Source organism: Frateuria flava (assembly GCF_017837635.1).
GTDB lineage: Bacteria > Pseudomonadota > Gammaproteobacteria > Xanthomonadales > Rhodanobacteraceae > Frateuria_A > Frateuria_A flava.
Genome location: NZ_JAGJRS010000011.1, coordinates 1 through 14179 on the forward strand (window position 1 = coordinate 1; position 14179 = coordinate 14179).

General features: G+C 66.8%; 14 protein-coding genes and 2 pseudogenes. 10 read left to right on the top strand and 6 right to left on the bottom strand.

Features of this window, described 5'->3' with window-relative positions:
* Positions 1 to 137 precede the first annotated feature (137 nt).
* Positions 138 to 1340 carry a serine hydrolase domain-containing protein gene (locus J7I44_RS05155; protein ID WP_209616871.1) on the top strand — a complete coding sequence of 401 codons (1203 nt, stop codon included), beginning with the start codon at positions 138 to 140 and terminating at the stop codon, positions 1338 to 1340.
* 64 nt (positions 1341 to 1404) lie between these two features.
* Here the strand turns inward: J7I44_RS05155 and J7I44_RS05160 are convergent, their stop codons facing one another.
* Complete coding sequence (locus J7I44_RS05160) at positions 1405 to 2001, bottom strand: hypothetical protein (protein ID WP_209616874.1); 597 nt, start codon at positions 1999 to 2001, stop codon at positions 1405 to 1407.
* Between the two features lie 284 nt (positions 2002 to 2285).
* Between J7I44_RS05160 and J7I44_RS05165 the strand changes: the two genes are divergently transcribed.
* From J7I44_RS05165 to J7I44_RS05175, 3 genes are all read left to right on the top strand, one after another.
* Positions 2286 to 2780 (top strand): hypothetical protein, encoded by a 495-nt coding sequence (locus tag J7I44_RS05165; protein ID WP_209616877.1) that lies wholly within the window; start codon positions 2286 to 2288, stop codon positions 2778 to 2780.
* Positions 2781 to 2924: 144 nt separating this feature from the next.
* A complete protein-coding gene (locus tag J7I44_RS05170; RefSeq protein ID WP_209616880.1) occupies positions 2925 to 3344 on the top strand; it encodes an MAPEG family protein in 420 nt (139 codons plus the stop codon).
* 621 nt (positions 3345 to 3965) lie between these two features.
* Positions 3966 to 4547 (top strand): hypothetical protein, encoded by a 582-nt coding sequence (locus J7I44_RS05175; protein WP_209616882.1) that lies wholly within the window; start codon positions 3966 to 3968, stop codon positions 4545 to 4547.
* A gap of 249 nt (positions 4548 to 4796) precedes the next feature.
* Here the strand turns inward: J7I44_RS05175 and J7I44_RS05180 are convergent, their stop codons facing one another.
* Positions 4797 to 5336 carry a DUF2058 domain-containing protein gene (locus J7I44_RS05180; RefSeq protein WP_209616885.1) on the bottom strand — a complete coding sequence of 180 codons (540 nt, stop codon included), beginning with the start codon at positions 5334 to 5336 and terminating at the stop codon, positions 4797 to 4799.
* 263 nt (positions 5337 to 5599) lie between these two features.
* Here J7I44_RS05180 and J7I44_RS05185 point away from each other — a divergent pair.
* Positions 5600 to 6118 (top strand): annotated as a pseudogene (locus J7I44_RS05185) (helix-turn-helix domain-containing protein); the annotation flags it as partial.
* Positions 6081 to 6264, top strand: a pseudogene (locus J7I44_RS16790) (carboxymuconolactone decarboxylase family protein); the annotation flags it as partial. The pseudogenes J7I44_RS05185 and J7I44_RS16790, both read left to right, overlap by 38 nt.
* A gap of 62 nt (positions 6265 to 6326) precedes the next feature.
* Here the strand turns inward: J7I44_RS16790 and J7I44_RS05190 are convergent.
* Positions 6327 to 6503 (bottom strand): DUF3606 domain-containing protein, encoded by a 177-nt coding sequence (locus J7I44_RS05190; protein ID WP_209616889.1) that lies wholly within the window; start codon positions 6501 to 6503, stop codon positions 6327 to 6329.
* Positions 6504 to 6666: 163 nt separating this feature from the next.
* On the opposite strand from J7I44_RS05190, the gene J7I44_RS05195 reads away from it, so the two are divergent.
* On the top strand, positions 6667 to 7086 hold the full coding sequence (locus J7I44_RS05195) for a hypothetical protein (protein WP_209616892.1): 420 nt from the start codon (positions 6667 to 6669) through the stop codon (positions 7084 to 7086).
* A 144-nt stretch (positions 7087 to 7230) separates the two neighbouring features.
* On the opposite strand, the gene J7I44_RS05200 is transcribed toward J7I44_RS05195, so the two are convergent.
* Positions 7231 to 8313 (bottom strand): TolB family protein, encoded by a 1083-nt coding sequence (locus tag J7I44_RS05200; protein WP_209616894.1) that lies wholly within the window; start codon positions 8311 to 8313, stop codon positions 7231 to 7233.
* Positions 8314 to 8716: 403 nt separating this feature from the next.
* Complete coding sequence (locus J7I44_RS05205; RefSeq protein WP_209616896.1) at positions 8717 to 9094, bottom strand: YajD family HNH nuclease; 378 nt, start codon at positions 9092 to 9094, stop codon at positions 8717 to 8719.
* Positions 9095 to 9250: 156 nt separating this feature from the next.
* Here J7I44_RS05205 and J7I44_RS05210 point away from each other — a divergent pair, with 156 nt between their 5' ends.
* Entirely contained in the window at positions 9251 to 9700 is a 450-nt protein-coding gene (locus J7I44_RS05210) for a CopD family protein (protein WP_209616899.1), read from the top strand.
* Between the two features lie 117 nt (positions 9701 to 9817).
* Here the strand turns inward: J7I44_RS05210 and J7I44_RS05215 are convergent, their stop codons facing one another.
* Positions 9818 to 10825 (bottom strand): NAD-dependent epimerase, encoded by a 1008-nt coding sequence (locus tag J7I44_RS05215; RefSeq protein ID WP_209616901.1) that lies wholly within the window; start codon positions 10823 to 10825, stop codon positions 9818 to 9820.
* 341 nt (positions 10826 to 11166) lie between these two features.
* Here J7I44_RS05215 and thrS point away from each other — a divergent pair, with 341 nt between their 5' ends.
* Both thrS and infC read left to right on the top strand, forming a co-directional pair.
* Entirely contained in the window at positions 11167 to 13068 is a 1902-nt protein-coding gene (gene thrS, locus J7I44_RS05220; protein ID WP_245187949.1) for a threonine--tRNA ligase, read from the top strand.
* 45 nt (positions 13069 to 13113) lie between these two features.
* Positions 13114 to 13641, top strand: coding sequence for a translation initiation factor IF-3 (gene infC / locus J7I44_RS05225; RefSeq protein WP_209616906.1), 528 nt, complete (start codon positions 13114 to 13116; stop codon positions 13639 to 13641).
* The last annotated feature ends 538 nt before the right edge of the window (positions 13642 to 14179 follow it).

Genomic DNA, 14179 nt, shown 5'->3' on the forward strand with positions numbered 1-14179 from the left:
GCGCGCTCCCCACCGAGGTGGGGAGCGCGCCCGCCGGCCCCCTGCGGTTGGCGTACTTTCCCGTCTGCGCGGCGCAGGCCGTCCGACAAGCCCGGTCACCCGTAAAATGGCGGATCTCGCATCGCGTTGGCCTTCCCATGTCCCTGAACCGCCTCGTCCGCCTCATCGCAGGCACCCTTTGCCTTGCCCTCTCGCTCCCGTCGCTGGCAGAACCGGCCGGCCCGACCATCGGGCAGCAACGCGAGGGAGTGCTGTTCTGGAGCCAGGCGCAGCGCGAGGCGCGCTTCCCGCGGATGTATGACATGTTCCCGAGCGACCGGGCCGCACATGGCGCGCATGTCCACGCCTTGCCGCAGGGGCAGCCGCTGTCGGTGGAAGGCAAGGACACGCCGGCCTGGCTCGCCGGCTACATGAAGCGCTACCACATCGCCGGCGTGATGGTGCTGCAGGATGGGCAGGTGCGCCTGCAGCGCTATGCGGACGGCTTCGGCCCTCGGCAGCGCTGGACTTCGTTCTCGGTGGCCAAGTCGGTGACCTCGACCCTGCTCGGGATCGCCCTGCAGCAGGGCCACATCCGCAGCATGGACGACACCCTGGGCACCTACATCCCGGAATTGCGCCACACCGCGTACCAGGACGTCACCGTACAGCAGTTGCTGACGATGACCTCCGGCGTGCGCTGGAACGAGGACTACGCCGACGCCAGCTCCGACGTGGCGCAGATGTACCTGGGCCCCTGTGTCGACGGCCGCGCCCACGTGCTGACGTACCTGGCCAGGCTCCCGCGGCAATGGCCGGCCGGCACGCACTGGAACTACAACACCGCAGAGACCGATCTGCTCGGCATCCTGGTGCAGCGGGCCACGCACCGGTCGTTGGCCGCCTATCTCGCGCAGACGATCTGGCAGCCCTACGGCATGGCTGACGATGCGTACTGGATCAAGGACGAGTGCGACGGCAGCGATACGGGCGGCAGCGGCCTGTCCGCCACGCTGGCCGATTACGCGCGGCTGGGCCAGTTCATGCTCGGCCGCGGCCGCATCGACGGCAAGCCGGTGATCGCCAGTGCCTGGCTGGAGGGCGCCGTGCGCCGGCAGACCGGCGTCGACGAGCCGGATCGCGGCTACGGTTATCTGTGGTGGACCGACACCGATGGCAGCTATGCGGCGATCGGCATCTTCGGCCAGATGGTGTACGTCGACCCTGCGCGCAAGCTGGTGATCGCCCAGGTCGCCGCGTGGCCGCAGGCCACCAGCAAGGCGCTGGTGGCCGCGCGTCGTGCGTTCGTTGCCGACATCAAGCGTGCGGTCGATGCCGAGCGGGCGCCGTCGCTGCCGTGATGCCGGCGGGCGGCGCCGCCTGATCGTTGCCGCTACCGCGCGCCAGCGCGCCAGGGTGACGGACCTAGCGCACCAGGTTGTTCAGGAACGTCCGCCTGAAGCGGTTGGAGGGGTACTCGCCGGCATCCTGGTAATGGGGATGGCGGGTCACCAGCAGCACCAGATTGGCGGCGTCCTTCTCCTCGATACCGTACGTGCCGGTACGCAAGGCCTTGGCCGCGATGCGTTTGGCTTCCTGATAGATGCCGCTCCCGTTTTTCGTGTTCTCGCTCAACGGCACCGGGATGTCGGGCGTGGCACGGGCATCGCCGAGTGTCTGCGTCAGGAAGAAGGCTTGCGCCAGGTACGCGACCGCCTCGTCCTCGAAGCCGGAATGCGTGCCGATCGCCCGCATGTCCAGGATCGCGTGCGTGCATTCATGCAGGATCAGTCCCTGGTCGTGCGTCGAGGAGAAATTTGCCGTCGGTGCGATTTCCAGCCGGTCCTGGTCCTGTCGATACGAGGCGGCCGCGTTCCGGTTCACCGCCGATCCGATCTTGATGTCGCCGCGGGCGATGGCGTCGGCGACGTCGGTGCGATAGGCGCCCGGCCAGATCTTGTAGCCGCGAAACTTGAAGTTCACCGCGGTGATGGCGGCGTTTCCCTTGAGAAACCGCACCACTTGATCGCGTGCATTCATGGCAGTCCTCGTTGTCATTGCTGAGGCACGCATGGGATCGCGGAAAGGCACATGGAAGCTTGATGGCCGCCTCAAGAAGTCTTACGAAGTCTTATGTGAGCCCGGGCGGGCGGCTCGGCGGCGGCATACGCCGCCGGCGGGCTGGCCCCGCGTGGCCACGATCGAGCCCATACGGCCATGCACGTGGCCCGCAGCCTGATCCTTTGGGCATACTTCGCGCCGGCCAAGAGGGCCGCATCTGAGGGAATGACGCGATGAGGAAGATCATGACGGCCGCTCTGCTGGCCTTCGGCATGCTGCAGGCGGCGCAGGCGGCCGATGCGGTGCACGTGCAGCGGCCAGTGCCTTTCAACGAGGACGCCGACGTGCCGGGCGCCGTCAAGCGCGAATGCAAACTGGACGAGCAGCTGCCCGATTTCGTGGCGCAGTACGCGCGCGAGAAGGGGATGACGGTGGAGTTCGCGCCGCAGGTCACCGCGACCTCGCCAGGCCAGGCGCTGGTCATGGAGATCACCGACGTGGTGTCCGAAGGCAATGCGTTCCTGGGCCACCACAAGTCGGTGACGGTCAAGGGCAAGCTTTACCGCGACGGCAAGCTCGCCGGCAGCTTCAAGGGGCGGCGCAATTCGATGGGCGGCGCGTTCGGCGGCTTCAAGGGCTCGTGCTCGGTGCTTGGCCGTTCGGTCAAGGCGCTGGGCGAGGACATTGCCGGCTGGCTGGCCGCGCCGCGCGAGGACGCCATGCTGGGCGATCTGGAGTAAGAAACGCCAGTGGCGACCGGACGGGCGGGGATGACCATCCCGCCGGTCGCCTGCCGGAGGCCCTCCGTTGGTCGAGGCCTTCCGGCGACGCGGGCCGGTGCGCCGGTTCGCAACTGAAACCTCGTCCGCTTCCGGGAGGGTGCCATGACCACGTCGTCCAGCGCGATCGCGCTTACCGGCTTCATCACCTGGACCCTGCTGCTGCTTGTGCTCATGGAGGCGATCCGCTCCCAACTCGTGCTGCGCGGCAAGGTGCGGGCCGACCGGTTCACGCCCGACAACGCAGGTCTGTCGCCTTTCATGCAACGGCTGGCCAGGGCGCACGCCAATGGCATCGAAGGCCTGCCGGTCTTCGGTGGCTTGTTGCTCGTGGCCATCGCGACCGGGCGTTCGGCCATCACCGACCCGCTGGCCTTCCTTCTGCTTGGCGCGCGCATCTTCCAGTCGCTCGTGCACCTGGTGTCGGTCGGCCCGGTGGCGGTGACGATCCGCTTCAGCGCCTTTGCCGTGCAGATGGCGATCGGGGTGTACTGGGCGATCGCGCTGCTCGCTTCCCTTCGATAGCGCGCGGCACGCCATAGCGCAGCGCCGATCCAGTTCGGTTGTTGCCGGCCTGAGCCGCTCATGACCTGCGCGGTCATTGCCCGCCACCGTTGTGCCGGGCAGGTTGGGGCCCCCAACCCTGCAAGGAACCGTGCGCCGTGTGTTCTTCCCTCCGGATGTTCCTTTTGTTCGCGCTGCTGGCCGTGCGCGGTACGGCCTCGTTCGCTTCGCCGGCATCACCACCTGCCCAGCTCGCCAGGCTGGACCATGTGCTGCTTTGGGGTCGCAGCATCGACCAGGCTACCGCCGTGATGACGGCCCGGCTCGGGTTTCAGGTGGTGCCGGGACGAAACCCCGCCGCTTCCCGCAACGGGCCACGCGCGGGTATTGCATTCCTTGCTTGCGAAAGTTCTTGCGGCGCTCGGGGTTTCATCCGCGCCTGCCTGAAGAGAGCGAGGCCCGATGGAACGATTCGAACGGCCCGTGTGGGTGGCGCGATGCATCCGAGGCGGGCTCGGCGACCTCATGCGCATGTCGCAATTTCCTGAGGTCCGGTGTTCCTCCTTTTTGGTCCGCGTTCCCTGCTGGATCGCCTAAGCCAGCGCGACGGCGGACCGATGGCATCGCTCCTGGAGAACACTCATGAAACGTCGAATCGACCCGATTCTGATCGGCTTCGTCGGCGCGGCATTGCTGGCCACCGTGCCGGCGGTCGCGGCGGCGGTCACGCAGGCGGAGCAGGACGCAGCATGGAATTTCATGCATCACCGCGCAGGTCCGCTGGTCCAGGCGGTCCGTGACGCCACCGCGCGATACCGTGACGTCTCGCAAGCCGAAGCGGACGGCTATACCCCGGTGCTCGGCTGCGTCAGCGGTCCGGACATGGGCGCGATGGGCATGCATTACCTCAAGGCCAGCCTGCTTGGCGACGGCATGGTGGATGTGGCCCATCCGGAACTGCTGGTCTACGAGCCGCTACACGGTGGCGGGGCGCGGCTGGTCGCGGTCGAGTACCTGGCGCTCGCCGACGTGTGGGACGGCGCACATGCGGATGGATCGCCGCCCTTGCTGATGGGCCAGCTGTTCGATCACACCGACGCGCCCAACCGCTTCCGCCTGCCGGCGCACTACAGCCTCCACGTGTGGGCGTGGAAGTACAACCCCGCGGGGGTGTTCTCGATGTGGAACCCGCGCGTCTCCTGCGCGGCATTCACGGGGGTTTGAACGCCCGGCATCGGCGTGTGGCCACTGGGAAAGAGGCGCCCTCGCGGGCGCCTCGTGGAATGGGAGCAGCGCGTCCGGCCGACGTTGTCAGGCGATCCGTCGGAATGGGCATGCCGGCGAGCGCATGACACGGCGCCGTCCGCTTGAAGAGATCCTGCGATCTTTCGCGGACGCTCTGAGCGGCCGTGGGCCAAGGGCGGCCGGGTGCGACAGGATCCGCAGGATTTCCGTCGCGGCCCCTGCGCCGGCCTACCAGATCAGGTCGTCTGGCACCGGGAATTGCTGATAGTAGGCATCGTCGTCGTCGCCGGCGGGTGTGGTTTGCGAGCAGCCGTGGTCGAACGCGATCAGCTCCGGATCACGATCGCGGATCCTGTCGGCCGCGGCTCGCGGGACCAGTTCGTAGCCATCGCCGTACCGCACGATCACAAGCGCGCCGCTGGCCAGCTGGGTGCGCAGTCGCGGGTCGACCAGCACGCTGGCGATGCGGTCGCCGTCGGTGAAGCGGTAAGTGATGTCGCCACCGCGCTCGACCTTGTGCGCGTCGATCATCTGTCGTGCCTGCGCCCGCTGTTCGGCGGCGCGCGCCTGAGCATTGCGCTCGGCGGCCAGAGCACGGTCGCGCTCGGCACGCTCCGCCTGCAGCCGCTGCGCCTCGACGTGTTCAGGGCCGGGTGCCGCCGGTGCCTTGCCTTGCCGCTGCTTCGATTGCTCGCGCGCCACCTGGTTGACCTTGGACTTGTTGACCAGGCCGGCTTTCAACAGTTGTTCTTGCAGTGGGTTGCGCATGGGAGGGAAGGTGCGGCTTCGGGGCGGTGGATTGTAGCCCGCGTCAGCGCGGCGATCGGTCGCCGCCCCGCGATGCGACCGGGGTAACCGGACCGACCAGGCTCTGTCGCTGGGCGGCGCCGACCTTGTGGTCGACCAAGGCCCAGCTCGCTTCGATGGCCGGGAGAACGGCGATGGGCGTGTTCCCGTGGGCGCCTGGTGGGCAAGCTCCAAGAGCCCGTGTCTGCAATGATGCGCAGCTCCGATGGCCCCTGGAGCGCTGCATGCCCGACCACCGCGCCATCGCGCATCCCCCGCTTGGCGTATTGCTGCGCGAGTGGCGCGCGGCGCGGCGGCTCAGCCAGCTCGACCTGGCGCTGGCGGCGGACGTGTCGGCGCGCCACCTTAGCTGCATCGAGACCGGCAAGGCGCGACCCGGACGCGAAGCGCTGGCGCGCGTGGCGGCGGTGCTCGACATGCCGCTGCGCGAGCGCAACGCGTTGTGGCTGGCGGCCGGGTATGCGCCCGAGTGTCCGGAGCATGCGCTGGCGACGCCCGTGCTGGAGCGGATGCGTCAGGCGGTGGAACTGATCCTGGCGCACCAGGAGCCGTATCCGGCGTTCGTGCTCGACCGGCAGTGGAACGTGCTGATGGCCAACGGCGCGGCGATGCGGGTCAATCAGCTGCTGATGGACGGCCGGGAAAGCCGCCACACGAACCTGCTGCACCAGGTGTTCGACCCGGCCGACTTCCGCGACGTGATTCGTCATCGCACGGGCGGTCGCCGTGACGACGCGATGCGACGGCTGCATCACGGTGCACACGGGCGAAGCGCTCAAGCACGGGGCGACGCGCGAGGAGATCGCCGAAGCGCGGCGTCGCCGTCGCGCTCAACGCCGGCGCGGCGCTGGTCTACTCCGCGCGCGTGATGGATGCGGTGAGCGAACACGGCGCAGGCCAGGCCGAACCCGTACGCCCGCCTTGTACGCCCGGTCTTCCCGGGCGCTGCGGTCAGTGCTTCAGCGCCCGCTCGACGTCCTCGGCCATGACACCCACGCGGTCGACGGCGGCGCGCAGCTCGTCCTCGCTGACGCCCCACTTGTTGGCCCAGTAGCGGGTTTCGTAGTCCTCGTTCACGTTGACGCGGGTGCGATCGGCCGGGCCGCGGTTGTTCAGGTTGTCGCTCATGGCAGGCTCCCGGTTGGCTGTCCTGCGACTGGTTGTGGCACCAAAGCGGTGAAAGGGCGGTGGAACCCGGGTGGTCGGCTGTTCGCGCCCGTTCACTTGGCGCCGGAAGCGCGGGACTAAGCTGCCGGCACCGCGGAGTACACCGCTTGACCGGAGGTATGTCATGGCAACGAAGTCGATTCGCCGGGTGACGGCATGTGTGGTCGCGCTCGCCTTGCCGCTGGCGGCGCAGGCGTATCCGGGCAATGCCGCCAGCAAGGAGGCCAGTACTGCCGCCGCGCATGCGGGCATGGCGATGGGCGCGGCGGACCTGAAGATGGCGCACGCGCATCTGCAGCACGTGGTCAATTGCCTGGTCGGACCGTCCGGCGACGGCTACGACGCGCAGGCGGAAAATCCCTGCAAGGGCATGGGTCAGGGCGCAATTGCCGATGCCAAGAGCGATGCGGCGCGCCAGTCGCGGTTGCAGGAAGCGGCGATGGAAGCCAGGAAGGGAGTCAAGGCCGCCACGGTGGACGAGGCCCATGCGAGCGCCCAGAAGGTGATGTCCAGCCTGCAGGCGGTGCAGGGGCCCGCGACCTGACCGTCGCGCGCCCGCCCGCGCCGTTGTCCGCGCGCTTCGTGTCCAGGCCGTCCACTGACTGGCGGCTGCATCGGTACGGCCTGGACCGGCTGGAAAGCCGGGGGCGGCATCACCGTGGTGGATGTCGCCCCGAAGCGGACGTCTTTACGGCTGGAACCATGCGCCGGCTTCGGCGGTGCCCCGGGCCACGGTCCGGGCGCTGCCGGTCGGCAGGTAAACGATCTGCAGGAACCGGTCATTGGCGATCTTGTCGACCAGGATGTGCTGGCCGTCGCTGGACCAGTCGGCGAAGCGGTACTGCGCATTCGGGCCGGGGTTGGCGATCGCCGGGCGCACGTTGGCGCCGTCGGCGCGCATCACGAATACGTGGTCGTTGCGAATGAAGGCGATCTTCCTGCCATCCTTCGAATAGCGCGGCATGGTCCCGGCGGGCAGCGTCGTTTGCGTGCCGTTGGAAAGGTCGACCTGCCGCATCGGCACGCCATCGCCATCCTCGTCGGCATAGACCGCATGCGTGCCGTCGGGCGTGATCGTGACGTATTGCTCGTCGCCGCCGCCACCGCCGTTCGGATCGCCCCAGATCTGCTCGGTAAGCTTTCTCACCGCACCCGTGGTGAGGTTGACGCGGAAGATGCGCGAGAACCACTGCGGATCCAGCCCCGGGCCGTAGTCGCCTACTTCGACCAGCACGCTCTTGCCACTTGGCGTCCATTGCGGCGTGGACATGATGTTGTAGCCGCGGTGGTAAGGCTCGCGCGACGGACAGAACACGATCCGCTGCCCGGTGCCGTCTGCACGGACAGCGCCCAGGCAGTTGGTACCGCTGTCGTCGGTGATGTAGGCGATGGTCCCGTTCGGTCCCCATGCCGCCTCCGTGTGCTTGCCCGACCCGCGGGTGATCTGCAGAGGTGAGCCGCCCTGCCGATTGACCACGAACAACTGCCAATGCGTGCCGGGTGACTGCTCCGCCCGTTCGTACACGATGCTGCCACCCCCCGGCGACCAGCGGCCGGCGCCGTAATCGACATGGAAGGTCATCGGTGTCAGTTGCACCACGTTGTCGCCGGAGGGCTTGACCCGGTACAGGATCGTGTCGCTCGATGAATCCACGGCACGGTGGTTGGTCCGCGTGAACAGGATCGATGCATGCGTCTGGGCGGAGGCCATCGGCGCCATCAGCGCTGCGGCGGCAAAGACGAGAAGCGGAAGACTCGCGTTGTTTTTCATGGAATGCTCCGGGGTTCTCGAAGCGTGCGGCAACACCGCGAGAACGAAGCTTCGTTTCCGCGGTGCGGGCGGGCGCGGGCCCGGAGAACGGGCGGGCTCACCCGCGGCGACGGAAGCCGCGGGCGGGGCGCTTCTGGGCGTCCCGGGTTCGGTATCGAGTACGCCCCCGGCTCGTCGGGTGATTGCCTAGGGCGTGTCGCGCAGGAAGAGCGCCACGGCGCACGGCACGTGAGCGCGGGAGCCTCGCCACTCCTGCATGGCTCCTTGAACGCGAATGTTGGATTTTCGTTTGTCAGGGTGGCGCATAACACCGCCCGGGTCGCTCGACGAAAGTTCTTGCGGACGCGTTGCTGCTTAGCGCGTTTCACGCCAGCTGCATCGGTCGATCAACCGGGTACGCGCCTCAGCGCTTGGCCTTGGCCTCGAGCATCGCCTTGAGGTCGGCGAACGGGTTGCCGGTGGCTGGGGCCTGTTCGGCGGACTCGTAGCCCGCGCCGCGCACGTGGTCGATGTAGCGGGAATGCTCGTTGTCGTGGCAGTACACGCACAACAGCTCCCAGTTGCTGCCGTCGGGCGGGTTGAAGTCGTGATCGTGATTGCGGTGGTGCACCGTCAGCTCGCGCAGGTTGGTGCGGGTGAATTCGCGCCCGCAGCGACCGCACACCCAGGGGTACATCTTCAGGGCGCGCTCGCGGTACCCCAGCTCGCGCTGCTCGGCGGCACGGCGGGCTTCGGCGACGATGCGGTCAAGCTTGGCGGAGTCGGGCGTGCGTTGGTTCATGGCGAGGACCCTGGAGAGGCCTGGATTATGCCAGCGGGTGTGGCGCGCGCGGGCATCGGCGCAGCCGCGCAGGGGCGCATTCCGCAAGCGGCGAGCGATGCACCGGTATGGCCGGGTGCGCCACAATGGCCGGATCCCGTCACCAGGCTGCCGACCATGACCTACCTCTGGATCAAGTCCTTCCACTTGCTGTTCGTGATCGCCTGGATGGCGACGGTGTTTTACCTGCCGCGCATCCTGGTCAACGTGGCAGAGGCGGGCGACGACCCGGCGGTACGGACGCGGCTGCTGTTGATGGGGCGCCGGCTCTACAAGTTCGGCCACAACATGTTCGGCGTGGCTTTCCTTTTCGGCCTGGTGCTGTGGCAGGGCTGGCGGGTGTTTCCCGCAGCGCTGCCGAACGTGGCGGCAGGCATGCACTGGATCGATGCCAAGCTCGGCCTGGTCGCCTTGTTGCTGGCCTACTTCGTGCTCGTCGGGCGGATGATGAAGCGCTGCGAAAAGGGCGATGCGCTGCCCGCGGCGACGGCGTTGCGCTGGCTCAACGAGTTGCCGGTGCTTCTGTTGCTGGGCGTGATTTTCCTGGTCCTGGCCAAGCCGTTCTGATCCGGCATCCTCAACCTGCAGGAACGCGCTTGCGGGCGACGCGTGTTTTTTGCCTTGAAGAAAAGCATCGCCCGCAAGCGGGCTCCTGCAAAAACATGGCGTGCCAGCTGGGGGGCGTCAGGCCTGGTGGTATTCGCGGTACCACCGGACGAAACGGGCCACGCCTTCCTCGATCGAGGTCTGCGGCGTATAGCCCACGTCCCGGCGCAGCGCTGACACATCGGCCCAGGTGTCCGGTACGTCGCCCGCCTGCATCGGCAACAGGTTCTTCTGCACCGAACGGCCCAGGTGCTGCTCCAGCAACTCGATGAAGCGCAGCAGCTGCACCGGCTGATCGTTGCCGATGTTGTAGACGCGGTAGGGCGCGCTGGACGTGCCGGGATTGGGCTGTTCGGGATCGTAAGCGGGGTCGGGTTCGGCCGGATGGTCGAGCGTGCGGATCACGCCCTCGACGATGTCGTCGATGTAAGTAAAGTCGCGGCTGTGGTTGCCGTAGTTGAAGACGTCGATCGGCTCGCCGCGGCTGATGCGGTCGGCGAACAGGATCGGCGACATGTCCGGCCGGCCCCAGGGGCCGTACACGGTGAAGAAGCGCAGGCCGGTGGTGGGAAGGCCGTAGAGATGGCTGTAGCTGTGGGCCATCAGCTCGTTGGCCTTCTTGCTCGCGGCGTACAGGCTGACCGGGTGGTCGACCGCGTCTTCCACCGCGAACGGCATCTTGCGGTTGGCGCCGTAGACGGAACTGGACGACGCGTAGACCAGGTGCTGGACCTGGCCGTGGCGGCAGCCTTCGAGGATGTTGAGGAAGCCGTCTAGGTTGCTGCGCACGTACGCGCGCGGGTTCTTCAGCGAATAGCGCACGCCGGCCTGCGCGGCCAGGTTCACCACGCGCTGCGGCTGGAACTGGGCGAAGGCCCGGTCGACCGCCTCGGCATCGGCGAGATCGGCGCGCAGGTGGGTGTAGCCCGGGTGCTCGGCGAACTGCGCCAGCCGGGCTTCCTTCAACGACGGATCGTAATAGTCGTTGTGGTTATCGATGCCGAAGACTTCGTCGCCGCGTGCGAGCAGGCGCTGGGCGAGCGCGGCGCCGATGAAGCCGGCGGTGCCGGTGACGAGGATGCGCATCCGTTACGGTTCCTGATGGGGGCGGGGCATTCTAGCGGGCAGGCGCGTGAGGGTCGGGCACAGATGCACGATGCCTCAATATTTCTGTAGGAGCGCGCTTGGGCGCGACCGCCATGCGGCAAGTCGCCGATACGGGCGGACATCGGGGTCGCGCCCCAGGGCGCTCCTGCGGGGGATTCTCCGCTAGACTAAGCGTCTGACTGGTTCAAGGTGGCCCGCGCGTAAGCGCCGGTCGAGCGTGCGACATGGCAACTACCACTCTCCATCGCTGACCTCCCGACGCCTTTGTTCCGTACACAAAAGGGCGTTTCGCCCTTTTTTGATTTCAGCAGGTTCCGATCATGATCGAAGTGACGCTCCCGGACGGCAGCAGGAAGCCGTTCGACCATTCTGTGACCGTCCAGGACGTGGCCGCCTCCATCGGCGCCGGCCTGGCCAAGGCGACGCTCGCCGGCAAGGTGGACGGCAAGCTGGTCGATGCCAGCTTCCCGATCGACCATGACGCCCGCGTGGAGATCGTCACCGAGAAGAGTCCCGAGGCGCTGGAGATCCTGCGCCATTCCACCGCGCACCTGCTGGCCCAGGCCGTGCAGCGCCTGTATCCGGGCGCGCAGGTGACCATCGGCCCGGTGATCGACAACGGCTTCTACTACGACTTCGCCTACGAGCGGCCTTTCACGCCCGACGACCTGGCCAGGATCGAGGCGGAGATGGAGAAGATCGTCAAGGAAGCGCTGCCGGTGTCGCGCTCGGTGAAGTCGCGCGATGAGGCGGTAGCGTTCTTCCGTGATCTGGGTGAGGTCTACAAGGCCGAGATCATCGAATCGATCCCGTCCAACGAGGAGCTCTCGCTCTACACGCAGGGCGAGTTCACCGACCTGTGCCGCGGCCCGCACGTGCCCAACACGGCCAAGCTGCGCTCCTTCAAGCTGATGAAGGTGGCCGGCGCCTATTGGCGCGGTGACAGCAACAACGCGATGCTGACCCGCGTCTACGGCACCGCCTGGCTCAACGACAAGGACCTCAAGGCCTACCTGCACCAGTTGGAGGAGGCCGAGAAGCGCGACCATCGCAAGATCGGCAAGGCGCTGGACCTGTTCCACCAGCAGGAAGAGTCCCCCGGCATGGTGTTCTGGCACCCCAACGGCTGGGCGATCTGGCAGCAGGTGGAGCAGTACATGCGCGGCGTGTACCGCAAGAGCGGCTACCAGGAAGTGCGCTGCCCGCAGGTGCTGGACGTGTCGCTGTGGAAGAAGTCCGGCCATTGGGACAACTACGCCGAGAACATGTTCTTCACCGAGTCGGAGAAGCACACCTACGCGCTCAAGCCGATGAACTGCCCGGGCCACGTGCAGATCTTCAACACCGGCCTGCACAGCTACCGCGAGTTGCCGATCCGCTATGGCGAGTTCGGCGGCTGCCATCGCAACGAGCCCTCCGGCGCGCTGCACGGCATCATGCGCGTGCGCGCCTTCACCCAGGACGACGGCCACATCTTCTGCACGCCCGAACAGATCGAGCCGGAAGTCACCGCCTTCCACCAGCAGGCCATGCAGGTGTATGGCGACTTCGGCTTCAAGGACATTGCGCTGAAAATCGCCTTGCGCCCGGACAAGCGCATCGGCTCCGAAGAGGTGTGGGATCGGGCCGAGGACGCGCTGCGCAAGGCGCTGTCCTCCGCCGGCGTGCAGTGGGAAGAGCTGCCCGGCGAGGGCGCCTTCTACGGCCCCAAGATCGAGTACCACATGAAGGATTCGATCGGCCGCGCCTGGCAGGTCGGCACCATGCAGGTCGACTTCATGATGCCCGAGCGACTGGGCGCCGAGTACGTGGACGAGGCCTCGCAGAAGCGCCACCCGGTCATGTTGCATCGCGCCATCGTCGGCTCGATGGAGCGCTTCATCGGCATCCTGATCGAGCACCATGCCGGCAACCTGCCGGCCTGGCTGGCGCCGGTGCAGGCGGCGGTGTTCTCGATCACCGACGCCCAGGCCGGTTATGTCCGCGAGGTGACGCAAGCCCTTGTCGACAAAGGCTTCCGCGTCCAGGCCGATTTGCGCAATGAAAAGGTCGGCTATAAAATCCGCGAGCATACGTTACAGAAGGTCCCTTATCTCCTCGTGGTCGGTGACCGCGAGAAGGAAGCGGGGGCCGTTTCCGTGCGTACCCGTTCGGGCGAGGATCTGGGCAGCATGCCGCTGGCCGACTTCGTCGAACGACTTCAGGCCGAAACGCGGCGTTGATGTTCGCCGTGGCCTAATCCAATAACTCTTCTGGAGGATAGTGGTATCGCTACCACCGACAACAAGGGCAATCGCCGTAACCTCGAAATCCGCGTGCCGCGCGTGCGCGTGATCGGTGCCGACTCGGAACAGCTGGGTATCCTTTCCCGCGACGAGGCGCTGGCCATGGCGCAGGAAGCGGGCATGGATCTGGTCGAGATCCAGCCCAACGGCGACCCGCCGGTCTGCCGCATCATGGATTACGGCAAGTTCAAGTTCGAAGCCCAGAAGAAGGCATCGGCCGCCAAGAAGAAGCAGAAGCAGGTCGAGATCAAGGAAGTGAAGTTCCGTCCGGTCACGGACGTGGGCGACTACCAGATCAAGCTGCGCAACATGCTTCGCTTTCTCGAAGAAGGCGACAAGGTCAAGGTCACCATCCGCTTCCGCGGTCGCGAGATGTCCCACCAGGACCTGGGCCAGAACCTGGCCAGGAAGATCCAGGAGGACGTTGGCGACAATGGCCAGGTGGAGTCCTTCCCCAGGCTGGAAGGGCGCCAGATGGTCATGATGATCGGACCCAAGAAAAAGCAGTAACGAAAAGGCGGCCTCGATGGCCGCCTTATTTTTCTTTGGCTCTTGAACCCTCTCCCCTCCGGGGAGAGGGCAGGGTGAGGGGCGGGGCTCGCGGGGAAGCTGCGGGTGCCAGGGGGTTAGAAAGGCCCCTTTTGGACGAGGTTCCTCGCAAGAGCGGCCCCTCACCCCAACCCTCTCCCCGGAGGGGAGAGGGAGCAGAGCGCGCTCGCCTCAGTTCTCGACTGCGTTCGGCCCGCTTTGCCTTCGATGAACTCGCCCTGGCTCTCGACGGTGCCGCCACGCGGTGCCTTGAGCGGAGGTTCCGTATTCAACGCGACCTCGATGGCCGCCTTGTTTCGCCTTGGCTCTTGAACCCTCTCCCCTCCGACGAGACGGCAGGGTGAGGGGTCGGGGCTCGCGGGGAAGCTGCGGGTGCCAGGGGGTTAGAAAGGCCCCTCTTGGACCGGGGCTCCCCGCAAGAGCGGCCCCTCACCCTGAAGTGGCCTAATGACCTTGGACACCCGATAGGATGAATTTCCTACCGAGGTGACACGTGGCA